The 24,166-nt window shown below is 56.0% G+C and carries 22 protein-coding genes; 13 read left to right on the forward strand and 9 right to left on the reverse strand.

Annotation, left to right across the window (positions count from 1 at the left end; genetic code table 11):
* Positions 1-126 precede the first annotated feature (126 nt).
* On the forward strand, positions 127-660 hold the full coding sequence (locus RAE07_RS07235; protein ID WP_023020184.1) for a YceI family protein: 534 nt from the start codon (positions 127-129) through the stop codon (positions 658-660).
* Between the two features lie 179 nt (positions 661-839).
* A complete protein-coding gene (locus tag RAE07_RS07240) occupies positions 840-1,127 on the forward strand; it encodes a hypothetical protein (protein WP_023020185.1) in 288 nt (95 codons plus the stop codon).
* 120 nt (positions 1,128-1,247) lie between these two features.
* Here the strand turns inward: RAE07_RS07240 and RAE07_RS07245 are convergent, their stop codons facing one another.
* Positions 1,248-1,883, reverse strand: coding sequence for a hypothetical protein (locus tag RAE07_RS07245; protein ID WP_317001642.1), 636 nt, complete (start codon positions 1,881-1,883; stop codon positions 1,248-1,250).
* Between the two features lie 419 nt (positions 1,884-2,302).
* Between RAE07_RS07245 and pepN the strand changes: the two genes are divergently transcribed.
* The 6 genes from pepN (at position 2,303) to RAE07_RS07275 (ending at position 9,523) form a co-directional block, all read left to right on the forward strand.
* A complete protein-coding gene (pepN, locus tag RAE07_RS07250) occupies positions 2,303-4,828 on the forward strand; it encodes an aminopeptidase N (RefSeq protein WP_317001643.1) in 2,526 nt (841 codons plus the stop codon).
* Positions 4,829-4,910: 82 nt separating this feature from the next.
* Entirely contained in the window at positions 4,911-5,459 is a 549-nt protein-coding gene (locus RAE07_RS07255; RefSeq protein WP_239206122.1) for an RNA polymerase sigma factor, read from the forward strand.
* Between the two features lie 84 nt (positions 5,460-5,543).
* A complete protein-coding gene (trxB, locus tag RAE07_RS07260) occupies positions 5,544-6,470 on the forward strand; it encodes a thioredoxin-disulfide reductase (RefSeq protein WP_023020189.1) in 927 nt (308 codons plus the stop codon).
* Positions 6,471-6,476: 6 nt separating this feature from the next.
* On the forward strand, positions 6,477-6,800 hold the full coding sequence (gene trxA, locus RAE07_RS07265) for a thioredoxin (RefSeq protein ID WP_023020190.1): 324 nt from the start codon (positions 6,477-6,479) through the stop codon (positions 6,798-6,800).
* 85 nt (positions 6,801-6,885) lie between these two features.
* Complete coding sequence (locus RAE07_RS07270; RefSeq protein WP_023020191.1) at positions 6,886-8,067, forward strand: N-acetylmuramoyl-L-alanine amidase; 1,182 nt, start codon at positions 6,886-6,888, stop codon at positions 8,065-8,067.
* Between the two features lie 94 nt (positions 8,068-8,161).
* On the forward strand, positions 8,162-9,523 hold the full coding sequence (locus tag RAE07_RS07275; protein ID WP_396130209.1) for an MFS transporter: 1,362 nt from the start codon (positions 8,162-8,164) through the stop codon (positions 9,521-9,523).
* A gap of 594 nt (positions 9,524-10,117) precedes the next feature.
* On the opposite strand, the gene RAE07_RS07280 is transcribed toward RAE07_RS07275, so the two are convergent.
* The 7 genes from RAE07_RS07280 to rpmH are packed head-to-tail and all read right to left on the reverse strand — an operon-like array spanning position 10,118 to position 14,416.
* A complete protein-coding gene (locus RAE07_RS07280) occupies positions 10,118-11,158 on the reverse strand; it encodes a ParB/RepB/Spo0J family partition protein (RefSeq protein WP_317001644.1) in 1,041 nt (346 codons plus the stop codon).
* A 6-nt stretch (positions 11,159-11,164) separates the two neighbouring features.
* Complete coding sequence (locus RAE07_RS07285) at positions 11,165-12,013, reverse strand: ParA family protein (protein WP_023020194.1); 849 nt, start codon at positions 12,011-12,013, stop codon at positions 11,165-11,167.
* 10 nt (positions 12,014-12,023) lie between these two features.
* Complete coding sequence (gene rsmG / locus RAE07_RS07290) at positions 12,024-12,623, reverse strand: 16S rRNA (guanine(527)-N(7))-methyltransferase RsmG (RefSeq protein ID WP_049359070.1); 600 nt, start codon at positions 12,621-12,623, stop codon at positions 12,024-12,026.
* 29 nt (positions 12,624-12,652) lie between these two features.
* Positions 12,653-13,630 (reverse strand): membrane protein insertase YidC, encoded by a 978-nt coding sequence (yidC, locus tag RAE07_RS07295; RefSeq protein WP_284836030.1) that lies wholly within the window; start codon positions 13,628-13,630, stop codon positions 12,653-12,655.
* Positions 13,631-13,643: 13 nt separating this feature from the next.
* Positions 13,644-13,859, reverse strand: coding sequence for a membrane protein insertion efficiency factor YidD (yidD, locus tag RAE07_RS07300; RefSeq protein ID WP_080971176.1), 216 nt, complete (start codon positions 13,857-13,859; stop codon positions 13,644-13,646).
* Between the two features lie 47 nt (positions 13,860-13,906).
* Positions 13,907-14,269: a ribonuclease P protein component gene (rnpA, locus tag RAE07_RS07305; protein WP_023020197.1), complete on the reverse strand. Its 363-nt coding sequence runs from the start codon at positions 14,267-14,269 to the stop codon at positions 13,907-13,909.
* Between the two features lie 3 nt (positions 14,270-14,272).
* Positions 14,273-14,416, reverse strand: coding sequence for a 50S ribosomal protein L34 (gene rpmH / locus RAE07_RS07310; protein WP_003847033.1), 144 nt, complete (start codon positions 14,414-14,416; stop codon positions 14,273-14,275).
* Between the two features lie 669 nt (positions 14,417-15,085).
* On the opposite strand from rpmH, the gene dnaA reads away from it, so the two are divergent.
* The 5 genes from dnaA (at position 15,086) to gyrB (ending at position 22,586) form a co-directional block, all read left to right on the forward strand.
* Entirely contained in the window at positions 15,086-16,723 is a 1,638-nt protein-coding gene (gene dnaA, locus RAE07_RS07315) for a chromosomal replication initiator protein DnaA (protein ID WP_239206134.1), read from the forward strand.
* Between the two features lie 699 nt (positions 16,724-17,422).
* Entirely contained in the window at positions 17,423-18,604 is a 1,182-nt protein-coding gene (dnaN, locus tag RAE07_RS07320; RefSeq protein WP_317001645.1) for a DNA polymerase III subunit beta, read from the forward strand.
* The gene (gene recF, locus RAE07_RS07325) at positions 18,604-19,797 is read left to right on the forward strand and encodes a DNA replication/repair protein RecF (RefSeq protein WP_317001646.1); all 1,194 of its coding nucleotides are present in this window, start codon (positions 18,604-18,606) and stop codon (positions 19,795-19,797) included. The genes dnaN and recF overlap by 1 nt, the downstream gene beginning before the upstream one ends.
* Positions 19,790-20,359 carry a DciA family protein gene (locus tag RAE07_RS07330; RefSeq protein ID WP_317001647.1) on the forward strand — a complete coding sequence of 190 codons (570 nt, stop codon included), beginning with the start codon at positions 19,790-19,792 and terminating at the stop codon, positions 20,357-20,359. Before recF ends, RAE07_RS07330 begins: the two co-directional genes overlap by 8 nt.
* A gap of 157 nt (positions 20,360-20,516) precedes the next feature.
* A complete protein-coding gene (gene gyrB / locus RAE07_RS07335) occupies positions 20,517-22,586 on the forward strand; it encodes a DNA topoisomerase (ATP-hydrolyzing) subunit B (RefSeq protein ID WP_200288482.1) in 2,070 nt (689 codons plus the stop codon).
* A gap of 69 nt (positions 22,587-22,655) precedes the next feature.
* On the opposite strand, the gene RAE07_RS07340 is transcribed toward gyrB, so the two are convergent.
* Positions 22,656-24,131, reverse strand: a complete 1,476-nt coding sequence (locus tag RAE07_RS07340) for an MFS transporter (RefSeq protein WP_317001648.1) — start codon at positions 24,129-24,131, stop codon at positions 22,656-22,658.
* Between the last annotated feature and the right edge of the window lie 35 nt (positions 24,132-24,166).

Consider the following 24,166-nt stretch of genomic DNA (forward strand, 5'->3'; position numbering starts at 1 on the left):
ATTTTCCCCAACACAAAACTCCATGAGCTGCGATTTCTAAACTATTTTACTTCAAGTGTTGACTATTTAGGAGTAGTGCGTACACTGTGGGGTGTAACACAAGCAACAACTTTAGGAGTATCCACTATGTCCCTCGCAGCAGGTACCTACGCACTCGACCCAGCCCACACCGTTATCGGATTCGTCGCCAAGCACGCAATGGTGACCAAGGTCCGCGGCAACTTCGCAGATTTTGAAGGCACCATTACCGTGGCCGAGAACATCGCTGAGTCCAACGCTCAGGCCACCATCCGTACCGCATCCATCTCCACTGGCAACGATGACCGCGATGCCCACGTAAAGAACGAGGACTTCTTCGCGGTAGAGCAGTACCCGGAGATCACCTTCAAGGCCACCAACCTCAACGTTGATGAGAATGGCAACGGCACCGTCACCGGTGACCTCACCATCAAGGGCACCACCAAGTCCGTCGACCTCGATGTGGAAGATGTTGCTACCGCTGAGGACCCCTTTGGTAATACCCGCCTGGGCTTCGAGGCAACAACCAAGATCAACCGCAAGGACTTCGGCATTGACTTCAACGCTCCACTGAAGACCGGCGGCGTGCTGGTCTCCGAGGAGATCAAGATTGAGCTCGAGGTCTCCGCTATCAAGCAGTAGACCCGTGCCCCAGACGCACTAGAAGCATTAAGCTTCTCCAAGCCCGCAGCCACCTTCTGGCCGCGGGCTTTTCCTACGTCTTCCGGTATTGCGGTACAGCCACTCCTTAACCCTGGGAAGGCATTTCAGCGTGAACATGAAGACATAAAAAGTAATTTTCATGGAAAATATGGTGCTGCGTGGAGGACGGTAAGTGCGTCACCGTTGAAATGAAGTACATGGAGGTACCAATCACGGATACTTTCTATGGCGTTGACCTTAATCGTCACCCCGCCGAGACCGCACAGGAGAGCACTGAACGAGTCGCACAAGAGCTACAACGCCAAGGAATCCGCACCGAGACAAATAATTTCCTCATCTTATTGCCTGACCACTTAATCGCAATCGAAGTCAACGAAGGCGTTGCTTGGTTCGATCCTGACTATTGGAGTCTCGAGGACTTTCTTGAAACGTCGTTCCTTGCCTAGTGAAAAGTAATCCTCAGTTGTCAGCGAACGAGGTGGCGGCATGGTTCAACGGAAAATAGTTAGAATGCACACCAACTGTGATGACGGTTTCAGTTTCCCACTTTGTACTGCGATATGGGCCTAAGGGCGTTGTGCTCGTAAAGCGGAGACTCTGGAATTGTTCTTGATCCATGTTGCTGCATGAGGATCAATGAAACCCGCTATTTCTTGGATAGCGTTATCAACGGAGTCGAGATGTGCGACTTCACGGGCTCTATCGCGCTGCTGAACGATTGATTCGTGGTGAGAGCACCTATTTCTCATTTCATAAACAATGATTACAAGCTCTTCGAACTGCTGTCTGCTGTCAGGGGGTTTCTTCAACGCCCTCTTTACCTGAGGCCAGATGCTTGCTTGATAGTGGTTACTTAAGAGGTAACGCCAGAAGTCGAAGCTGAGTTCAGCAATGATTTTTCCCGGTAACGCCCCTCCTCCTCCAGCTCGTCTTTTCGCTTTGCGGATATTCTTCTTTGCTGCAAGGTTGAAAGGTATTCGATCGTCATCAAACCATCGGTCACCGTACCTTCTGGTTAGGACACTGTGAATGCAGTTTCGAAGAAGTACTTCAACATGCTCAATGTCAGCGAGATAGGTCTTCGTGAGGTGAGTATTCCAAAGGTATAGCGCCTCTGGTGTGGGGTGATCGGCGTACCGGCTCATCCGCGCGGATGAAAACCATTGCGATAGCGGTACGGGGGTCGATCTTGGATTACTCATTATGGAAATGCTAATCTCTATCTTGAAAGCCTCGGAACGATCCCTGCACTACGAAAGTAGGAGTAAATCGCCGAGGTTATTGATTTTTCCGGACGATTAATTTCTTGCACGTCTTTAGATTTAGTCGTGAGGCCCACCATACTGTGTACCTGAGGCGGCAACTAGGTTCTTTCGCAAATCTTGCGTGCTGAGATGAGATCGCCCACCTCCGCGCGCGGTTGTGTCCTTTAGTGTGGTCTAACGCTTGCTGATGGTCACTGACATCTTGCGCCACTTGAAGAGTGTGGGCCGGGCAAAACTGATCCAACAGGTCCACAGCGGGGCCCATTACCCGCCGGGTATTTTGCTCCTAGAAGGCAGCGGAACTTAGGACCCCAACCCCGCACCCTACGTGACGGAGGTAACTATAGTTCCTAAGTATGACCGCACCACAAAATAAGACGCAGCACGAGTTGCTCCAAGAACGCGCAGCAGCGGTGGACCTGCTCGCCTATCACCTCCACCTTGATCTTTCGGAGGTACTCGATAGCCCCACCTACCGCGTGACTACCCGCCTCGAGCTCACCAGCAATGAGCCCGAGCTCTTCCTGGATTACTTGGGAGAATCGGTCGCTGAGCTAAAGGTCAATGGCACCCCGCAGGAGGTGGACTTTGATGGCAGCATCATCCGGCTACACGGCGTGCCGGTAGGGGAGGAGCTGACCATCGAGGTCACCAGCCACTCCCGTTATTCGCGCACCGGCCAAGGCCTGCACCGCATGCACGATCAAGCCGATGACGCGACCTACCTGTACTCACACCTCGAGCCTTCCGATGCTCGCCGCATCTTCCCCTGCCTCGAGCAGCCGGATCTCAAGGCCGTCTTCCACGTGCGCATGACCGCACCGAAGCAGTGGCAAATCCTCTCTAACCAACCGGAAGTCGAGCGCAGTGAGGATGGTGACCTCGCCACTGTTACCTTCGCGCCGACACCGCCGCTGTCGACCTACCTGACTTCCTTCGCGGCAGGCCCTTACCAGTATCAAGAGCGCACGTGGACCGCCCCGGATGGCAGCCACTCGGCACAGTTGCGCGCCTTTGCGCGCGCGTCCATGTTTGAGTACCTCGACGAAGAAATCTTGGACCTTACTGCCCAGGGTATGGACTTTTTCCACCAGAACTTTGACTACCCCTACCCGTGGGGCAAGTACGATTCCATCTTTGTGCCCGAATACAACCTCGGCGCGATGGAAAACCCTGGTCTCGTCACCTTCACGGAGAACTACATTTTCCGCTCCCACGCCACCCGCGCGCAGCATGCCGGCCGCGCGAATACCATCCTGCACGAGATGTCCCATATGTGGTTCGGCGACTTGGTTACGCCACAGTGGTGGGATGATCTATGGCTCAAGGAGTCTTTCGCGGAGTTCATGGGCGCGGATTCTTCTGGGCACGGCACCGAGTACACCGAGGCCTGGGCTAACTTTGCCGGTGCCCGCAAGAATTGGGCCTACCTGCAGGATCAGCTGCCCACCACGCACCCAATCAAGGCGGAGATCCCAGATGTGGATGCCGCGCGCCAAAATTTCGACGGCATCACCTATGCCAAGGGCGCGGCGGTGCTCAAGCAGCTGGTGCACTATGTCGGTCGCGATAATTTCTACGCTGGGGCGCGCGACTACTTCCAGGAGCACGCTTTCGCCGCCGCCACGTTTGATGACCTCCTGAAGGCGCTAAAAAAGCACACAGACCGCGATCTTGATGCTTGGTCGCAGGCCTGGCTGCGTACGTGGGGTCCAGATACGCTCACCCCGGAGCTGCACACCGAAGGCGAGAAGATTGCGGAGCTGGCCATCCTTGCAGAAGCCGAGGACGTCTGCCGGCCACACCGCCTGACCGCCTCGCTTATTGATGCCGACTTACACAAGTATCGCGAGATCGACATCGATCTCCCCGCCGGCGATGACACCACCCGCACCATTATCGATGAGGCGGCCGGCCTTCCGGCCCCGGCATTGCTGCTGCTTAACGACGCCGACCATACCTACGCCAAGATCCGCTTCGACGACACCTCCCTAGAAACGGCAGGGAACCGCCTGACCGAAATCGAAGATGAATTGACCCGCGCGGTAATCTGGACCGCCCTGTGGAACCTCACCCGCGATGGGGAAATGTCGGCGATTGATTATGTGGGGGTCGTCGTCAAGCACGAAGCCTACGAGACCAACACGACGCTGCTGGCTACTGCCTGCGCCAATGCCAATTTTGCGATTGCCCACTATGTTGCGGAAGCCGACCGCGAGCAGGTCCGCACCGACTATGCCGAGGCAATCTGGGGCCATCTGAACGAGGCCGAACCAGCCTCGGACGCCCAGCTTGTACTCGCTCGCGCGGCCATCCGCGCACTCGCCGCAATGCCGGAGGAATCAGGCACCGAACGCCTGCGGGCCCTACTCGCCGGTGAGATAGCAGGTCTGCGCCTTGACCCCTCGATCCGGTGGTTTATCCTGCGCGCACTCGCCGCCCGCGCTGCCGTAGAACTAGCTGAGCTGGAAGAGGAAAAGCAGCGCGATAATACGCTCACCGGCGCTACGGAATTCCTCGGAGCCAGCCACGCTTTCCCCACACCAGAGACCAAGCGTGCCGCGTTCGATAGGGCGCTCACGCCTGGCGCCTACTCCAATGCCGAGGTAGACGCGCTGGTCGCCGGATTCAATGCTCCGCGTTCAGCTGCACTGCAGGAGGCCTTTGCGGAGGAATTCTTCTCCCGCGTGGAAGAGATCTGGGCCGCGCACCCGATTGAGATTGCCAACCGCCTCATCCGCGGCTTCTATCCACAGCTGCCCATGGCCGACGACGCCACCACCCGTCTGCTGCACCGTGAGCTGCCAGGAGCACTGCGCCGCGTACTGCTCGAGTGTCGCGATAATCTGCGGCGCACGCTTCGCGTGCGGGCTGGTCAATAGACTGTACTGTCCAGCGCTCGCGCTCTGCTTCCCCTCGGGTCACACTGTGGTTAACAGTTGTTGATCCGGGGGGAATCTACATATGACACTGAGTCATGACCGCAGTGACGAAGAATTAGTTGATGCTTTCATTGAAGGTGATAATAAGGCCTTTTCCACCATCGTGGAACGCCACCGCACGCGGCTGACCACCGTGGCACGCCGCTACACCAAAAACGATCACGATGCCCAAGATGTGGTCCAGGAAGCCTTCCTGCGCGCCAGCTGCAACCTGCACTCCTATCGCCGCGAATCCGCGCTATCAACCTGGCTACACCGGCTGGTGAAAAATTCTGGCTATGACTACCTCAACCATCGCTCGAATAGGGAAAATGCCTCATTAGATACGGAGGACTTCGACGACGATCGCAACCCGCTGCTCGCGCATAATCCTTCCGAAAACCTAGCGGAGCAGCTGGCGGTGCGCGAAGCCATGGAGTTACTGCGCGAGGATCAACGCGAAGCGCTGGTGCTCACCGACGTCGCCGGGTTCCGCGTCGGAGAAGTTGCCACTGCTCAAGGAGTAAAGCCCGGCACCATTAAATCCCGCTGCGCCCGAGCGAGGGAAGTCCTACGCGCGGCCATTGGGTGAGTTTGCTAATACCGACGTTTGTCAGTGTGGCGGGTAGACTCATGGCGTTACGCGAAACCACACTCTGATTTAAGGGAGTTAGCAATGACCGTCCACGATGTTGCCATCGTAGGTTCCGGCCCTGCCGGTTATACCGCCGCGCTGTACGCGGCACGCGCCGAGCTCAACCCGATTGTCTTCGAGGGCTTCGAGTACGGCGGCGAGCTTATGAATACTACCGAGGTAGAAAATTACCCCGGCTTCCAAAAGGGCATCATGGGCCCAGAGCTGATGGAGGAAATGCGCGCCCAGGCCATCCGCTTCGGTGCGGATTTGCGCATGGAAGTCGTTGACTCGATAGAGCTAGAAGGCGATATTAAGAAGCTGCACGTGGGTGACGAGTTCTTCGAGGCCCGCGCCGTCATCCTCGCCACCGGTGCCGCCCCGCGCCACCTTGGCGTTCCAGGTGAGGAAGAACTTACCGGCCGCGGCGTTTCTACCTGCGCTACGTGCGATGGCTTCTTCTTCAAGGACCACAATATTGCTGTTATCGGCGGCGGCGACTCCGCCATGGAGGAAGCAACCTTCCTCACCAAGTTCGCGGACTCCGTCACCATTGTGAACCGCTCCGAGAACTTCCGCGCCTCTAAAATCATGCTGGAGCGCGCCCAAGCCAATGAGAAGATTAAATGGGAGACTAATAAGGTCGTCGAAGAGGTCATTGAAGCCGACGGCAAAGTTGGCGGTCTCAAGCTCAAGGACGTCACCAACGGCGAGACCTCTACCTTGGACGTGACTGCCATGTTCGTAGCAATTGGCCATGATCCGCGCTCTTCCTTCCTCAATGGTCAGGTCGAGCTAAATGACAATGGCTATGTTGTAGTTGAACAACCCACCACCAAGACCTCTCAGCCTGGCGTTTTTGCCTGCGGTGATTTGGTGGATGACCACTACCAGCAGGCAATTACCGCGGCCGGCTCCGGTTGCCGCGCGGCAATTGATGCGGAACATTTCCTCGCAGAAAGCCGTTAATTCAGTATGAGCAACGTCAAGAAAGTAACCACCGATACCTTCCGCAAGGACGTCATCGAGTCCGATAAGCCCGTCGTCGTCGACTTCTGGGCCGAATGGTGCGGCCCCTGCAAGAAGCTATCCCCCATCTTGGAAGAGGTAGCAGAGGAGCTAGACGGCGAGGTCACCATCGCCAAAGTCAACGTCGATGAAGAGCGCAACCTAGGTGCCATGTTCCAGATCATGTCCATCCCTAACGTGCTGATTTTCAACCACGGCGAGAAGGTAGACGAATTTGTTGGTCTGCGTTCTAAAGATGACATCGTGGCGCAAGTGAAAAAGCAACTTTAACTGTTAATCTAATTCCTATTAGATTAAGCGTGTAGAAATTCTGAAATGCGGCCCCTAAACACGGGCTGTGAAAGGGGTAAAAGGCGTGAACCGCGTTCTTCGAGTCGGCGATACAAGCGTGCGTGTAGCTGAGGCTCGCGCCACCTTGGCCCGTCTCGGCCTCTTGTCAGATTTCAAGGGGGAACTTTCTGCGTGGAAAAAGCAGAAGTACTCCGAGAGCGACAAGAGCTTTGATGCCAATTTGTCTGAGGTCCTCAAGGCCTTCCAGCAATCGCGCGGCATCGTGCCCACGGGAGAGATCGATGATCTCACCCTGCGCGAACTGCGCCAGGCCTCGTACACGCTCGGCAGCCGTGTACTTGCCTACGAGCCCGCAAATGAGCTCGTGGGTGATGATATCTCGCAGCTCCAGCAACAGCTGCAGGAGCTGGGCTTTTACCAGCAGCGCGTAGACGGCCATTTTGGCACCAATACCTACGCGGCGCTCAAGGAATACCAACACAACTGTGGCTTGCAAGAAGATGGTGTATGCGGTCCCGCCACCATCCGCGCCCTCAGTCTGCTTGGCCGCCGTATCACCGGCGGATCCGCGCACAATATCCAAGAGCGCGAGCGCGTGCGCAACGCCGGCCCTAAACTGGCGGGCAAGCGCGTTGTGATCGATCCCGCCTTGAGCGGCGGCGACGCCGGCCAACAGGTCAAGGGACGCTTTGGTGATATTTCTGAGCAAGAGATCCTGTGGGACCTCACCCAACGCATCGAGGGACGCATGATTGCCGCCGGCATGGAGACCATCATCTCCCGTCCTCGGACCTCCGATGCGGACGTGAAGTCCCGCGCGGAGTTGGCCAACGCCTTCGATGCGGACATTGTCATCTCTTTGGCTTGTGATTCCTACCCCAATGAGAAGGCCAATGGTGTTGCCACCTTCTATTTCGGTTCCGAATCCGGCAATTCCTCGCTTATTGGTGAGACCCTATCCGGCTTTATCCAGCGTGAGATTGTCGCACGCACCGAGCTGCTGGACTGCGGCAACCACGGCCGCACCTGGGATCTGCTTCGCCTGACCCAAATGCCGGTCATCCAGATCGTGCTGGGCTACCTCACCAACCCAGAAGACATAAAGATCCTCACCAATCCGTCCCGCCGCGACGATATTGCTGAGGCCATCGTCATCGCGGTAAAGCGTATGTATCTCATGGATCAGGATACAGTTGTGACAGGTACCTATAAATTTTCTGAACTCCTTCAAGCTGAGCAGTCCTAAGTCAACGAGATTTGCCCAAAAATCTTGGTTCGAAGCGAATCATTCGATTAGTATCTACTGATAATCTTCATTTCTACTATTTGAATGGATCTTCATGATGGATGCTTCGAGCCCCTCCGCGATCTCTCCCAAGGAAATGGGACGTGTAGTAGCTGCAACCACAATCGGTACGGCGATTGAATGGTACGACTATTTTCTATACGCTGCAGTAGCCGGACTCGTTTTTAACCAAGTAATGTTTTCTCCCTTAACCGGAAGTTTGGCCAGCATCGTGTCTTTTGCTTCTGTGGGCCTATCGTTTTTGTTTCGGCCCCTCGGTGCGTTTTTAGCCGGCTACTATGGAGATCGCTACGGTCGACGAATCGTCCTCATGGTCACACTTTTCTCCATGGGAGGCGCAACCACTTTAATCGGCCTCTTACCTACTTACGAAACGGTAGGTCTATGGGCTCCCATTATGCTCATTTTTCTCCGCATTATTCAAGGCGTATCCGCTGGAGGGGAGTGGGGATCAGCGGTATTGCTAGCGGTTGAACATGCTCCGAACCAGAAGCGTGGCCTTTACGGTGCCGGACCCCAAATTGGAGTTCCCATCGGTCTTCTCATGTCCTCGGGAATTTTATCCATTATGAATAGAATTGCGCCCGGAGATGCATTCTTTCAATGGGGTTGGCGCGTCCCCTTCTTACTTTCCTTCGTGTTGGTTATCGTGGGCTACGTAGTAAGAATCGGCGTCGATGAATCGCCGGTTTTCAAAGTTATAGCGGGCAACAAAAGTCATGAAGGCCCGAATCCCATTGGAGTTCTCTTCAAAAAGCATCTACCTCTTGTATTTGTCGCCGCACTGGTATTTGCAGGCAACGGAGCTGTAGGTTATATGACAGCAGGAGGCTATATTCAAAATTATGCCACCAACCCAGAAGGACCCATTTCCTTTGAGCGCGGTGATGTGCTCAACGCAGTTACTTTGTCTGCCGTAACTTGGTTAATATTCACGCTATTCGCCGGCTGGGTGTCGGACTATATCGGTCGACGAAGGACTTATCTCATTGGATTTGTCGTACAGGCAATTGGAGCTGGAATACTCTTCCCACTGGTCAACTCAGCTTCACTGGGCCTTCTTTATGTCGCGCTTATCTTTCTAACTGTAGGCCTAGGACTAACTTATGGTGCCCAGTCCGCCATGTATGCTGAGCTCTACCCTGCATCCGTTCGTGCATCAGGGGTATCGATATCTTATGCCATTGGATCAATTCTCGGCGGCGCATTTGCACCTATGATCGCTGCATCTTTAGTAGATGCAACAGGCACAACAGTTGCGGTTACAATCTATCTAGTAACTGCAAGCCTCGTAGGTTTTACCGCTATCTTGCTTCTCCAAGAAAGAAAAGGTATCCCTCTTAGCCCTGATTTTGAAACGGAACAATCTAAAAGTCCGTTTATTTTTGGTAAGTAACCTAAACAACAGTAGAACTGAGGCATCCGATTCCCATAATCTTCACTGTGACTATTTTATGGTCAATTCGTGGAGTTTCGGACAAATGATCCGAGTCGAACACGCTCTGCTTGACAGGCTGTAGCTGTCATTGAACGATTCTGAATCAGAATAGGAGAGTAACGCCAACGTCCCTCTCTGACGGCCTTTCAACCCGAGCAGATCAAAAGTGCAATTTAGGGGTGTACCAATTACTTCTTCTACTTTTCACTTTGACAAAGAGTACCGATTTCCTTGCAAGTGAATTGTAAAACTTCACAGAGAGGTATTTAACTACATAAAGCAAATTCGGCAGCAATGCAATAATTGCAAATAATTCATCATCCCAAAGTTAGCAACATTCTATTGAACGACACAAGAACCCCCCTTTAGGATCCTACGTCCGTATCAAATCTAAATACCTGGAGACGTCAATCGAAAGTTCAGAAAGCCATTAGCCTGACTTTAGGAGTTAAATAATCAGTGCTGCTACTAAAGCCTGCCTTGGGATTAAAAGATCGAATATTTTAAGTGCCCGCAAACTAGCATTTGTTTAAACTTTCCATCTTTCGAAAGTTATCCACCTGGCTGCATTAGTGCCATGATGCGCTCAAAATCTTCTTGATCACCAAATTCCACGACCATCTTGCCCTTGCGTTTGCCCATGGTCACGGTGACTTTGGTGTCAAAGCGGTCCGATAGGCGCTCGGCAGAATCGGTGAAGTACTGCGGCTGTGGCGCCGACTGCTTCTTTTTTGATTCGGCCGGCTTGCCATCGCGCTTATAAAGGGTGACTGCCTCCTCAGTGGCGCGGACAGACAGGCCCTCCGCGATGATGCGGTTGGCTATATATTCCATCGCCTCCGTGTCATCCAAAGATAGAAGCGCACGCGCGTGGCCGGCGGATAAGGTACCAGCGGCTACACGTTTTTGTACCTCTACCGGCAGCTTAAGCAGGCGCAGCATATTGGTCACCTGTGGGCGCGAGCGGCCAATGCGGTCCGCCAGCTCGTTCTGGGTAACGCCAAACTCTTCCAATAGCTGCTGGTAGGCGTGTGCCTCTTCCAGAGGGTTGAGCTGCACGCGATGGATGTTTTCCAGCAGGGCATCGCGCAGCAGGTTGTCATCCTTGGTATCGCGCACGATGGCTGGAATAGTAGCCAGACCCGCCTTGGAAGAAGCGCGCCAACGGCGCTCACCCATGATGAGCTCGAAGCCACCCTCCTCGGAAGGGCGAACAACGATGGGCTGCAAGAGGCCAAACTCGCGGATCGAGTGAACGAGCTCGCCCAGCTCATCCTCGTCGAAGACGGTGCGTGGCTGCTTCGGATTAGGGATGATATCCCCAATGGAAATCTCACGGTAGGTCGCACCGATGGGAGCCGGGGTGGCCTGACGCTTCTTCGAAGATTGTGAGCCAGAACCCTGTTGAATGGTGGGCGCGCCCTTTACACGCTTGCCGTCGCCGCCCTTGCGGCCAGGCTGCGGGGTGGCATTTCCCAAGATGATATCCGCCGCGGAATCTCCCAGCCGCGGCTTGCGGGTAGGGGCATCAGGGCCGGATGGGATGAGTGCGGCGAGACCCTTGCCGAGTCCACCTTGCTTCTGTTCTGCCATGAGTTCCTATCCTTCCAATTCCGCGTAAATCTCTGGGCTCACGCCAATCGCCCCGGTGGTCGGGTGCGGGCGATAATCGCCGCGCCGGTTAAGCTCGCGCGCCGCCGCAAGATAGGCGCGGGCACCGGTGGACGAAGGAGCGTAATCAATAACCGTAGTACCGTATCCCGGCGCCTCCGAAACGCGCACGGAGCGCGGGATAACATTGCCCAACACCACGGCACCAAATTGCTCGCGAACGTTATCTGCCACATCTTCTGCCAAGCGCGTGCGGGCGTCATACATGGTCAACAGCACGGCGGAGATATGCAGATCCTCGTTGAGGTGTTCACGGATCATGGAAATATTTCCCAGCAACTGGCCCACACCCTCGAGGGCGTAGTACTCGCATTGAATCGGGATGATGACCTCTTCCGCGCACGTCATCGCATTGATGGTAAGCAAACCTAGCGATGGCGGGCAGTCAATGAAAACGTATTCGAAGCCATGCTCCTCGAGGAAGCCGTTATGCAGGGCGTCATAAAGCCGAAATTCGCGGCGTACCAAGGACACCATTTCGATCTCCGCGCCAGCCAAATCAATGGTGGCGGGGATGCAGAAAAGGTTCTCGTTGTGCGAAGAAGGTTGCATAGCCTTCTCGGCGCTGCAGTCCCCGAGGAGCACCTCATAGCTGGAATCGGTGCCGGAATTATGTTCCGCACCCATGGCCGTGGAAGCATTTCCCTGCGGGTCGAGATCGATCACCAGCACTTTCTTGCCCTCTGCGGCAAGCGCTGCGGCCAAGTTGGCGGCGGAGGTGGTTTTGCCTACGCCGCCTTTCTGGTTAGCAATGGTGATAAGGCGCGGATTAGTCATGCCGTCTACTTTAGTTCACGCGCGGGACACGAATGATCGTGGTTCCCTCGATGGTGCTGACCTCGGCCTTTCCACCGCCGGCCTTCTTGATGTCAGCGGCATCGCGTTCTAGTTCTTCGTGTACGGAAGAGCCCTTCAGTGCGATCATTTCGCCCCCCTTGCGCACTAGCGGCAGCGACCACTTCGCAAGCTTTCCCAGGGGTGCGACGGCGCGCGAGGTCACCACATCGGCCCCCGCCACGGCCTTTTTGATCGGGCCTTCTTCAGCTCGGCCGCGCAGGACCGTCACGTTGTCGAGACCGAGCTCTTCTACCACCTCGTTGAGGTAGTTATAGCGCTTTAATAGCGGCTCGATCAGGGTTATCCGCAGATCTGGACGCGCAATGGCCAGCGGAATGCCAGGCAGTCCGGCGCCCGAGCCTACATCGATGACCGTGGCACCCTCGGGGATTGCCTGCTTGACGACGGCGCAGTTAATAATGTGCCTGTCCCACAAACGCGGCACCTCCCGTGGGCCTATAAAACCACGAGTGGACCCGTCTGTAGCGAGCGAATCATGGTAAGCCTGCGCGAGGGGCAAGCGGGAGCCGAATACTACTGACGGGTCCATCTTGGACACGATGGGGTTCTCCTCCGTGTTTATTTGTTTTTGCGCTGTTTCTTGGTGCGGTTGTCCTTCTTGCGGGCACCCGGCTTAGGTGCGGAAGTCCGCTTGGCCTCAGCCTTCGCGGCTTCCTCTTCTTCTTCCTCGCGGTCCATCTTGGCATAGACGATGCGGGTTTGGAAGAAGGTCCAGACCGTATTGGCCATCATGTAGAACAGCAAACCGATTGGCCAGATGAAGCCGGAGAAGATCAACATGGCTGGCATGACCCAGAGCATCATCTTGGACATCATGGCCATTTGCTGTTGCATCATTTCCGCATTCTGGCCCTGTGGCGCTTGGGTCTTACCGGCGGCGCGGCGCTGTTCCTGGCGGTTTAGGCTCATGCGGGCGTTGAAGTGCGTCATAACCGCAATCACGGCGATCATCGGAACGATGATAACGGCGGCCTGGCTGGTAGTAACGCCCTCCACAATCGGCGAATTCAAGCGCAGGTTGGTCACCAGCGGGACATCGAAAATCTTGGCATCCAAGAACTGCTGGACCAGCTCCGGCTTAAAGATGTAGTTGGCAGTATTGGCGTTGTCCTCAATGGACATTGGATCGCCACTGGGGTGGCCAATGCCACCGGCTACTGCAACGGTGCGGTCGAAGGAGCGCAGTACGTGGAACAAACCAACGAACATTGGAATCTGCACGAATACCGGCAGGCAGCCGGCCATCGGACGAACGCCAGATTCCTTGTAGACCTTCTGCATTTCCTGCGCGGCCTTGGTCTGATCGTTGCCGTACTTCGCACGGATTTCCTGCACCTTAGGCTGGATTTCCTGCATCTTGCGCGAGGAACGAATCTGGCTGATAGTCGGCTTGACCATCAGCGCCTTAAGCGTCCAGGTCAGCAGCACAATGGCCAGAATCCACGTAATGCCCCAGGATGGGTCCATCACGAGGGAAAGCAGCCAGTGCCAGAACCATAAAACGGCCGAAATTGGCCAGTAAATGAAATTAAGCACGAGTGTTTAATCCTCAGTTGTTGTTGGGGTCCGGAACCGGATCGAATCCGCCCGGATGCCAGGGGCCACATTTGCAGACCCTGGCAATTGCCATCGCCGTACCCTTGAATGCCCCATGTTTGGATAGCGCTTCAAGAGCATAAGCACTGCATGTCGGTTCAAACCGACAGGTCGATACCATCTTAAGGCCAGAGACATGTTTTTGGTAGAAACGAACCACTTTGACCATTGGTGTGGCCAATCCTCTGGCTGGGGGAATTTCCTCCCCGCGGGAATTTAGATATCCCATTGCTTGCGCAGTGCTTTAGCAAGATCTTTTTCTAATTGCTCACTGCTAGCAGTGGCGCTAGCGGGCAGTGCACGAATGACCACATCCACGCTGGCAGGCAGCTTGGGAATGAAAGTCATGCACACATGGCGAAGCCGTCGGGAGGTGCGGTGGCGAACCACTGCATTCCCGACGGCTTTAGAAACAATTAAGCCAAAGCGCGGCCCAGTGGCTGCGATTTCGGCTTCCTTGTCCGTACCTGCGTTATCGCGCGCATGCACGACTACCGTACGAGTGCCCGCCCGGCGACTGCCCTTCATCGTGCGCCGAAACTGTGTCGGCGATGTGAGCTTGTGCTGGGCCGGAAGCATAACTTACGCAGTCAGCTTTGCGCGGCCCTTCTTGCGACGAGCCGCAACGATTGCGCGACCTGCACGAGTGCTCATGCGGGTGCGGAAACCGTGCTTACGAGCACGACGACGGTTGTTCGGCTGGAACGTGCGCTTACCCTTTGCCACGTTAATTCTCCTTGAAGTTGTGCGTAGGCACACCACCGCTAACAGCGGCGCACCCACTGATGATTAGATTCCATGAACCTGACGCATCACAGTCTCTCCGGTGCACGGCGAGCCGACGGGCCCAGCCAGTGCGAGGTGACGCTGTCACTTTCACGCGCAACTCTTTGTTGCAATAGACCATGCCAGATTACGTGATTTCTGCCGCTAGAAACAAATCGACACCCGGGTACACCCGAAATTACATAAATGTTTTTTCCTGCAGCTAGGCGGCCAGATTCCGGGCTCTTACTGCGCCGAATCCACCGCACTGGAAGACCTATCCAGATCGGCGTCCAGGGGGTGAATTTTTCTCACTAGACACACCCGCCGCTTCGGCGGTACAACAGAAGAATCAAATTCCACAGCCAAGCCTGGCATGTGGATAACTCTAAATCAACGCTTGAGACTTTTGTAGTTTCCGCAGCTTAATGCCATAAACCGGCCTATGAAGAGTTATCCACAGCCATGAACTAAGCTGTGAATAACTCTTTCATCCACACCTGTGGATAACTCTGTGGAGATCGAGGTGACTCGATAAAAACCACTGTGAAAACCACGGTGGAATCCACGGTGAAAATTGTTATTCAATGTCCACCCGTTCCCGACTAAATTCCACAAAGGTAGCCTGTTGTGACTGACCCACAAGCGAACCTGCATGCCATTTGGCGCGCGGTCGTTGATGACCTGCTCGCACAATCCGAGCAACCCAATTCCGAGGTCCCTAGTTTTTCCCATTCACAGCGCCTTTACCTCCAACTGGTCCGCCCCATCATGATGGTCGAGGGCTACACCCTCGTCGCCGCCGAGAATCTCGATGCCAAAAATGTGGTCGAAAATGAATTGGGCGAGTACATCGCCAAGGCCTTAACCCGACACCTCGGACGTCCCTGCTCCTTCGCGGTTACCTTGGCTACTCCGCAAGAACCACAACCACCAGCCACAGAGCCTTCTCCCCAGGCAGCTCCCCCGCAACAGCAGCAGGCTCCGCAAGCGCAACAACCCCAGCGCACGGAGCCTCCCCAGAACTACATTCCGCGCCCGCAACACTCTGATACCGGTTCACAACCGGCACCCGCCCAAAACAACTGGCAATCCAGCCATGCCCCAGCCAGCTTGGATGAGCTTGCCCAGCACTATAACCAGCAGCAGGCGCAGTCCGCGGGAAATTTCACCGATGCTAGCTCTAATTCCGCTCGCATCCCGCGCGAGGCTCCAGCACATGATCCCAACCGTGAAACTTCACTGAATCCGAAGCACACCTTCGATAGCTTCGTTATCGGGTCTTCGAATCGTTTTGCCAATGGTGCAGCCGTTGCCGTGGCCGAAAATCCCGCCCGTGCATATAACCCACTATTCATCTGGGGTGGCTCTGGTCTAGGCAAAACGCACCTTTTGCACGCCGCTGGTAATTACGCCCAGGTGCTGCACCCGGGTTTGCGCGTGAAATATGTGTCTTCGGAAGAATTTACGAATGACTATATTAATTCGCTGCGTGATGACCGCCAGGAATCCTTCAAACGGCGCTACCGCAATCTCGACATCTTGATGGTCGATGATATCCAGTTCTTGGAGGGCAAAGAATCCACCCAGGAAGAGTTCTTCCATACTTTCAATGCGCTGCACCAAGCCAATAAGCAGATCATTTTGTCTTCGGACCGCCCGCCGAAGCAGCTGACAACGCTGGAGGATCGCCTCCGCACGCGCTTTGAAGGCGGTCTTATTACCGATATTCAGCCACCAGATCTGGAAACGCGCATCGCGATTTTGATGAAGAAGGCGGCAAATGACGGCACCGAGGTGGATCGCTCCGTGCTTGAGCTCATTGCCTCGCGCTTTGAATCTTCCATTCGCGAGCTCGAAGGCGCACTTATCCGTGTTTCGGCCTATTCCTCTTTGGTAGATGAGCCAATCAACGTAGAGATGGCGGAAATCGCATTGCGCGATTTGGCCCCGGATTCCGCTGATCGAAAGATTACCGCTACCTCAATCATGGAGGTCACGGCAGACTTCTTCGATATTGATGTAGAAACTCTGCGCGGCGCCGGCAAGAAGCGCGCGGTAGCGCATGCTCGCCAGCTGGCAATGTATTTGTGCCGCGAGCTTACCGAGCTATCCCTGCCCAAGATCGGTGAACAGTTCGGCGGTAAGGACCACACCACCGTCATTTATGCCGATCGCAAAATCCGCAAAGAGATGACTGAAAAGCGCAATACCTATGACGAGATCCAGGCGCTTACCCAACGCATCAAGAATCGCAGTCGCGCCTAAGTCTTAGCGTGCTGCCTCAGCGCTCTCCTTTATATAAGGAGGGCGCTTTTGTTTTCCCGCTCCCGTTTCCCAAATTTCGCCGGGGTCACTTGGGGTTGAAACCAGCTAGAAAGCTAGACAGAATCCTCCACGCCGCACCGGCACACCCGTGTAATTTCACAAATAAGGCCCGAAACCCTCTAAAAAGGGCCGTTTATCTGCAAGAAAAGTTATCCACAGCGTTATTCACACTTGTGTAATTTCATCTTTGTAATTCATAGATCTTACTCACAGTTTTTGATTCCACAGGCCTTGTGCTGGGAGAACCACCCTGTGATCAGTGTTGTGTGTAGATCAGTGATCAAATGACAAAACCTGTGGATAAAACGGCGATCCCACTAGTTGTCCACAATTCACCCCGATTGATCACAGCAAGATCACAAGATTTGCCACACCCCGGATCTGCGCCATGAACTTGTCATTTACCTAGTTACCCACAGATCCCACAGCGCTTATTACTACTACTAAATTATTTCTCTGATCTGTATAGAAGAAAGAGGGTGTGTGGAATTCGGCCCGCCCCGCCTCCGGCCAGGCGCGGATCGAGCGGGCAAAGATGGAATTACACGTTGTGGCGCACCGCGCCCAATGCGGTAAGTTGGAAGCCAGTCTTTTGTAAGTAACAAATTTCCTACTTGCCTCAGAGGAGCTCTTCGCACCATGGATGAAGCCGTGTCATTTCGCGTTGCCAAAGATGACCTTGCCAACGCCGTAGCGTGGGTTGCTCGCAGCCTGCCTTCCAAGGTCACTCAGCCCGTGCTTCGCGCGATGTTGATCACCGCGGATGACAATGGTCTTGAGTTCACCGGCTTCGATTATGAGGTTTCTACCCGCGTCCGCATCGCCGGCATGGTGGATGAGCCCGGACAGATTGCGGTAGCCGGCAAGCTCCTCTCCGATATCGTTGCTTCTTTGCCCAACAAGGAAGTAGAGATCTCCCAGGTAGATTCCAAGGCACTGGTTACTTGTGGTTCCTCTCGCTTCGAGCTGCCACTGATCCCACTGGATGATTACCCTCAGCTTCCGGTATTGCCAGAGGTTACGGGCACTATCCAGCCACAGCTTTTCGTCGAGGCCATCCACCAGGTCGCTGCCGCAGCCGGCAAGGATGACACCCTGCCTATGCTCACCGGTGTGCACATGGATATCCATGGCAAAGACATTGAGATGACGGCAACGGACCGTTTCCGTCTGGCCATGCGCACCTTGGAATGGGAACCCAAGTCCCCGAACGTGGAAGCCAAGCTCCTGGTGCCTGCTAAGACCCTCCAGGAAACCGGCCGTTCCTTGGATCCGCATCTCAACATTCCGGTAGAGATTGCCGTGGGCACCGATGACAATATTGGTGCCGATGGCCTCTTTGGCCTGCACGCGGATAATCGCGAAACCACCACGCGCATGCTGGATGCGGACTTCCCCAACGTGCAGCCGCTGCTGCCGAAGAATCTCACCAATATTGCCTCCATTGAGGTCGCCCCGCTGCAGGAAGCAATCCGTCGCGTCTCATTGCTGACGGATCGTAATGCACAGATTCGCATGGAATTCGCCGATGGTCAGGTAACCCTATCTGCCGGCGCGGATGCCGGTAATGCGACCGAAACCTTGCCGTGCGCCTTCCACGGCCGCGATGAGTTTCTCATTGCCTTCAATCCGGGCTACCTCAAAGATGGCTTGGCCGTCATTAACACCGACCGCGTGGTCTTCGGCTTCACCGAGCCTTCCCGCCCAGCCATTATGATCCCAGAACCGGAAGAGCTGCCTGAGGCCGATGAAGATGGCAACTTCCCCACGCCGGAGACCAACTTCACCTACCTCCTCATGCCGGTTCGCCTGCCGGGCTAATGTACGTCAGGGATCTCGATGTTCGGGATTTTCGCTCATGGCCCGAACTTAATGTGCAGCTAGGGCCCGGGATCACCCTTTTTGTCGGGCGCAATGGCTTTGGCAAGACCAATATCGTCGAAGCCATTGGTTATACTGCCCATCTTTCCTCCCATCGCGTATCTCACGATGCGCCGTTGGTGCGTCAGGGTGCCGATAGTGCACGGGTGTCTATTACCGCGGTGAACCAGGGCCGCGAGCTCACTACCCATTTGCTGATTAAACCCCACGCGGCCAATCAAGCGCAGATCAATCGCACGCGCCTGCGCAGCCCCCGTGAGCTGCTGGGCGTGGTAAAAACGGTGCTCTTTTCCCCGGAGGATTTGGCCTTGGTGCGCGGGGAGCCGGCCGGACGGCGCGCTTATCTCGATAGCATCATTGCCTCGCGGACTCCGCGCCTTGCGGGTGTAAAGGCCGACTATGACAAGGTACTCAAGCAGCGCAATGCCTTGCTGAAATCAGCCTCCGGCAGCCTGCGCCGCGGCTATTCCGATAGCGACGGTGCCGCCGCATTGGCTACCTTGGATACCTGGGATGCGCAGCTTGCCCGGCTCGGCGCCCAAGTAATCGCCGCGCGCCTTGCGCTTGTCGACGCCCTCTTAGACCACATCCCCGCCGCTTATTCCGGCCTGGCACCAGAATCGCGGCCGGCGCAGGTGCAATATAAGTCCACGATCGACACCTCGGATCGCGAGGTACTAGAGGCCGTCTTGCTTACCGAGTTGGCCACCGCCCGGCAGCGCGAGATTGAACGCGGTATTTCCCTGGTGGGCCCGCACCGCGACGATCTGGTGCTTAACCTGGGCGATCAGCCGGCCAAGGGTTTTGCCAGCCATGGCGAGACGTGGTCTTATGCTATTGCGCTGCGCCTAGCGGAGTTTAATCTCCTGCGCCAAGAAGGAGGATCGGATCCGGTGCTCATTTTGGACGATGTATTTGCCGAGCTTGACGCCAAGCGCCGCAAGCAGCTTGTCCACCTGGCCGCCGAGGCCGAGCAGGTGCTCATTACCGCGGCGGTGGATGAGGACCTACCGGGGAACTTGGAACCCATCGTGCGCTACCGCGTGAGCGTGGAAGATACCGATACCGGCCGCATCTCCAAGCTCAGCGCTGAGGATGCCGGCGAGGATGGGGATGGTGACAAGGATGAGTGAGGAACAAGGGGGCGTCGGCAAGCAGCGCATTGATCCTGTCACCCAGTACTTTAAATTGGTACGGTCCACCTCCAAGAACCCGCCGAAGCTAACCCGCCCTGTGCCAAAGATGCCGGTGCCCTCTCTGGAGAAGGCACAAAAGCAGGGGTATATGGGCTATCAACGGGGTATCCCTACGGGACCAGATGGCAGGAAGAAACGGCGAACGCTGGCGGTGCCGAGACTGGGAGCCCAAATCAGCCGCGAGGTAGTCAATCGCGGCTGGGAGCACGACCTAGCCAATGGTTGGGTGATGGGTAATTGGGAGAATCTCGTGGGCGAGCGCATCGCCGCCCATACGCAGCCGCAGCGGATTAAGGACAAGGTTGTCTATGTGTCCTGCGATAACTCCACCTGGGCTACGGAGCTGCGCTACCTGCAGCGACAAATCCTGCGGAAAATCTCTGACCGCCTAGGCCCGGATGTCATTGTTGAGCTGCGCATTCATGGGCCCAAGCAGCAGCGAAATTATGAGGGGCGGCAGTGGGTGAAACCACAAGGATCGCAAGATACGTATGGCTAATAGGTTGCACTTGGATCCGACCTTTAAATCCTAAATAACCTCAGAGCGCGCCAGATTCCTATCTCTCACGGGTGTGGGGTGTCTTTCAGTAGGGGGTATCCGTGTAGAATAGTTAAAGTCTTAGAATTAGCTATAGCCAAAAGGAGAGCACGAATCCGTGGCTGAAGAACACGCATATGATGCCGGGTCAATTACGATCCTGGAGGGCCTCGAAGCCGTCCGTAAGCGCCCCGGCATGTACATTGGTTCGACCGGTTCGCGCGGCCTGCACCACCTCATTTGGGAGATCGTTGATAACTCCGTCGATGAGGCTATGGCCGGCTACGCCGATAAGGTTACCGTCAAACTGCTGGAAGATGGCGGCGTCGAGGTCATCGATAATGGCCGTGGTATCCCGGTAGAAATGCACGCCTCCGGCGCACCTACCGTCCAAGTGGTCATGACGCAGCTGCACGCCGGCGGTAAATTCGACTCCGACTCCTACGCCGTATCTGGCGGCCTGCACGGCGTCGGCATTTCCGTGGTGAACGCGCTTTCTACCCGCGTAGAAGCGGAAATTAAACGCGATGGTAAGCACTGGTATCAAAACTTCCAGAACGCCGTCCCGGATGATCTCGTTGAGGGCGGCAACGCCCGCGGCACGGGTACCAAGATCCGCTTCTGGGCGGATCCGGAAGTATTTGAAACTACCGAGTACGATTACGACATCATTGCTCGCCGCCTGCAGGAAATGGCCTTCCTGAATAAGGGCCTATCCATTGAGCTCATCGATGAGCGCGTTACCGAAGAGCAGATTGAGCTGGAAGAAATCGCCGATGCAGAATCCGGCGAGACCAGTGCGGATGAAACCTCCTTCGATGATGCCCCGGACGCTGGCGATACCTTCAACGAAGAATCTGGTGAAGCGGCGGAAACTGCGGCGGAAAAGAAGCGCCGCAAAAAGGTCACCTTCCACTACCCGGATGGCTTGACCGATTACGTCAAGTACCTCAATAAGTCCAAGACCGCGATCCACCCGACTATCGTTTCTTTCGATGCCAAGGGCGAAGATCATGAGGTGGAAGTAGCACTGCAGTGGAACCAGGGCTATAAGCAGTCCGTGCACACTTTTGCTAATACCATCAATACCCACGAGGGCGGCACGCATGAAGAGGGCTTCCGCGCGGCCCTAACCTCCCTGATGAACCGCTATGCCAAGGAGCATAAGCTCATCAAGGAAAAGGATGGCAACCTCTCCGGCGATGACTGCCGCGAGGGCTTGGCCGCCGTCATTTCCGTCAAGGTGGGCGATCCGCAGTTCGAGGGCCAGACCAAGACCAAGCTGGGCAATTCCGAAATCAAGGGCTTTGTCCAGCGTGCGGTGAACGAGCACGTCAATGACTGGTTCGATGCCAATCCGGCTGAGGCAAAGGCCATTATCAATAAGGCCGTGTCCTCCGCACATGCTCGCATGGCTGCCCGCAAGGCCCGCGAGATGGTGCGCCGCAAATCTGCCACCGACCTGGGCGGTCTGCCCGGCAAGCTCGCGGATTGCCGCTCCAAGGACCCGAAGATTTCCGAGCTCTACATCGTGGAGGGTGACTCCGCAGGTGGTTCCGCTAAGGGCGGCCGTGATTCCATGTTCCAGGCCATCTTGCCACTGCGCGGCAAGATCTTGAACGTGGAGAAGGCCCGCATGGATAAGGTCCTCAAGAATGCTGAGGTCCAGGCGATTATTACTGCACTGGGTACCGGTATCCACGAGGAATTCGACATCAAGAAGCTGCGCTACGACAAGATCGTGCTCATGGCCGATGCCGACGTCGACGGCCAGCACATTGCCACGCTGCTATTGACCCTGCTCTTCCGCTTCATGCCCCAGTTGGTTGAGGACGGGCACGTGTACCTGGCTAACCCGCCGCTGTACAAGCTCAAGTGGTCCAAGGGCACTCCGGGCTATGCCTTTTCCGACGACGAGCGCGATAAGCTGCTGGCCGAGGGGCTGGAGCAAAACCGCAAGATCAACAAGGATGACGGCATCCAGCGCTACAAGGGTCTGGGCGAGATGAACGCCGCCGAGCTATGGGAAACTACGCTCGACCCGAGCACCCGCATCCTGCGCCGCGTGGATTTGGAAGACGCGCAGCGCGCCGATGAGCTCTTCTCCATCCTCATGGGTGACGATGTCTCGGCCCGCCGTTCCTTTATTACCCGCCGCGCCAAGGACGTCCGCTTCCTGGATATCTAAAGCGCAGCACAAAGCCCACCGTGGAATTTCTGCGGTGGGCTTTAATTGTGGCGTTTTAAAGCGCGATCCCTAGGCCTGGGAGCTGCGCTGATCCGCCACGGCGAATCCTAGGGAGGCTAGGCACATGGCAAGGATGACGCCGAAGCCAGCAACGATGGAAAGTGGCCAGTCCGCGTTCGTGCCGTGCAGGGTGGCAAAGACTATGGCCGTGATGACGGCAAGACCAATGGCCGTGCCGATGCGCTGGCCGGTCTGGAGGACAGCGCCCGACGATCCAGCGTAGGCCTGAGGGACATGTGCCAAGGTGAGCGTCTGGTTAGGGGAGATGACCGAGCCTTGCCCGCCGCCCACCAAGGAGAGCGACAGGACCATCCACCATTCGCTGGTGCCCCATTGCTCGGTGGCCCAGATGAGCGCAATGGTGGAAACAAGCCCGGAGATGGTCACCATCATGCCGATAACCACGACCTTGCGGCCGTGGACGGACACTGACCGGCCGGCCAGTGTGGCAGAAATAGAACTCAACAAAGCGGCCGGAATGCCTACGGATCCGGCAGCGAGGGCGGAGTGCCCGAGACCGCTTTGGAAGTAGAGCGCGACGAGCACCCAAATGCTGGTAATGCCCATGAACCACAAGGTGGCGATGATGGTGCCATTGCGAAAGCTCGCAGTAGCAAAGATATTAAGATCCACCATTGGTGGATGACCGGTGGCCTTGTGTCGTCGCTCCCATAGCACCCATGCCACCAGCAAAAACGCGCCCAGGAGCAGCAGCCACCACACGCCAGGTGTTCCAGAAGACTCCATAAAGGGGAAGAGGATGGCCCACACGGCGGCGCCAAGGATGACAGCACCAATGGGATCAAGGGTGGCTAGGGTCTTGAAAATTCCCAGTTTATTGCCCATTTCATCGCGCACACGAGAAAACAGCGGCCGCGGAAACCACATCAATCCCAAGATGATGGCAATAAGGCCGACGGGGAAATTGACCAGCATGGTCAACCGCCAGCCCAGGTCTGCGCCACCCAGGTGTATGAGCAAGCCGCCAAGTACCGGTCCAATGGCCACGGCGAGGCCCACTGTGGAGCCAAAATAGCCGAAGGCACGGGCCCGCTCGGGGCCGCGGAAGTACTGCTGGATCATGCCCACGCCCTGGGGATTAAGCAGGCCAGCACCTATGCCTTGGATAAAGCGGGCGGCATTGAGTGCCTCAGCATTAGGGGCAAAACCGGCGACTGCGGCGCTGATGGAATAGATAGCGATGCCAGCTAGAAAGATGCCGCCGCGGCCGACGAGATCTCCGGCGCGGCCGGCCGCCACGAGGATGACGCCGAAAGTGAGCGCATAGCCGGAGAGCACCCATTGCACATCCGAATTAGAGGCCCCTAAACCCGATTGAATAGAGGGCAGGGCCACATTAACAATGGATACGCTCAGCAGCGACATAAAAAGCGCCGTGAGCAAAACGATAAGTACCCGCCAGCGAGCGGGATCTTGGCCGGCGGGGTACTCGGTCTGGTTAGCTGCGGAAGTAGTCACTTCCACACTTATACCTGGCGTTTAGAAGGCGATTCAACTGC

This window comes from Corynebacterium nasorum, assembly GCF_032821635.1.
GTDB classification, from domain to species: Bacteria; Actinomycetota; Actinomycetes; order Mycobacteriales; family Mycobacteriaceae; genus Corynebacterium; species Corynebacterium kefirresidentii.

Excerpts from the sequence above, each read along its gene's own strand:
- RAE07_RS07235 (WP_023020184.1), top strand. The coding sequence starts at position 127 with ATGTCCCTCGCAGCAGGTACCTACGCACTCGACCCAGCCCACACCGTT.
- RAE07_RS07245 (WP_317001642.1), bottom strand. The coding sequence starts at position 1,883 with ATGAGTAATCCAAGATCGACCCCCGTACCGCTATCGCAATGGTTTTCA.
- pepN (WP_317001643.1), top strand. The coding sequence starts at position 2,303 with ATGACCGCACCACAAAATAAGACGCAGCACGAGTTGCTCCAAGAACGC.
- RAE07_RS07255 (WP_239206122.1), top strand. The coding sequence starts at position 4,911 with ATGACACTGAGTCATGACCGCAGTGACGAAGAATTAGTTGATGCTTTC.
- trxB (WP_023020189.1), top strand. The coding sequence starts at position 5,544 with ATGACCGTCCACGATGTTGCCATCGTAGGTTCCGGCCCTGCCGGTTAT.
- trxA (WP_023020190.1), top strand. The coding sequence starts at position 6,477 with ATGAGCAACGTCAAGAAAGTAACCACCGATACCTTCCGCAAGGACGTC.
- RAE07_RS07275 (WP_396130209.1), top strand. The coding sequence starts at position 8,162 with ATGATGGATGCTTCGAGCCCCTCCGCGATCTCTCCCAAGGAAATGGGA.
- RAE07_RS07280 (WP_317001644.1), bottom strand. The coding sequence starts at position 11,158 with ATGGCAGAACAGAAGCAAGGTGGACTCGGCAAGGGTCTCGCCGCACTC.
- RAE07_RS07285 (WP_023020194.1), bottom strand. The coding sequence starts at position 12,013 with ATGACTAATCCGCGCCTTATCACCATTGCTAACCAGAAAGGCGGCGTA.
- rsmG (WP_049359070.1), bottom strand. The coding sequence starts at position 12,623 with ATGGACCCGTCAGTAGTATTCGGCTCCCGCTTGCCCCTCGCGCAGGCT.
- yidD (WP_080971176.1), bottom strand. The coding sequence starts at position 13,859 with ATGGTCAAAGTGGTTCGTTTCTACCAAAAACATGTCTCTGGCCTTAAG.
- rnpA (WP_023020197.1), bottom strand. The coding sequence starts at position 14,269 with ATGCTTCCGGCCCAGCACAAGCTCACATCGCCGACACAGTTTCGGCGC.
- dnaN (WP_317001645.1), top strand. The coding sequence starts at position 17,423 with ATGGATGAAGCCGTGTCATTTCGCGTTGCCAAAGATGACCTTGCCAAC.
- recF (WP_317001646.1), top strand. The coding sequence starts at position 18,604 with ATGTACGTCAGGGATCTCGATGTTCGGGATTTTCGCTCATGGCCCGAA.
- RAE07_RS07330 (WP_317001647.1), top strand. The coding sequence starts at position 19,790 with ATGAGTGAGGAACAAGGGGGCGTCGGCAAGCAGCGCATTGATCCTGTC.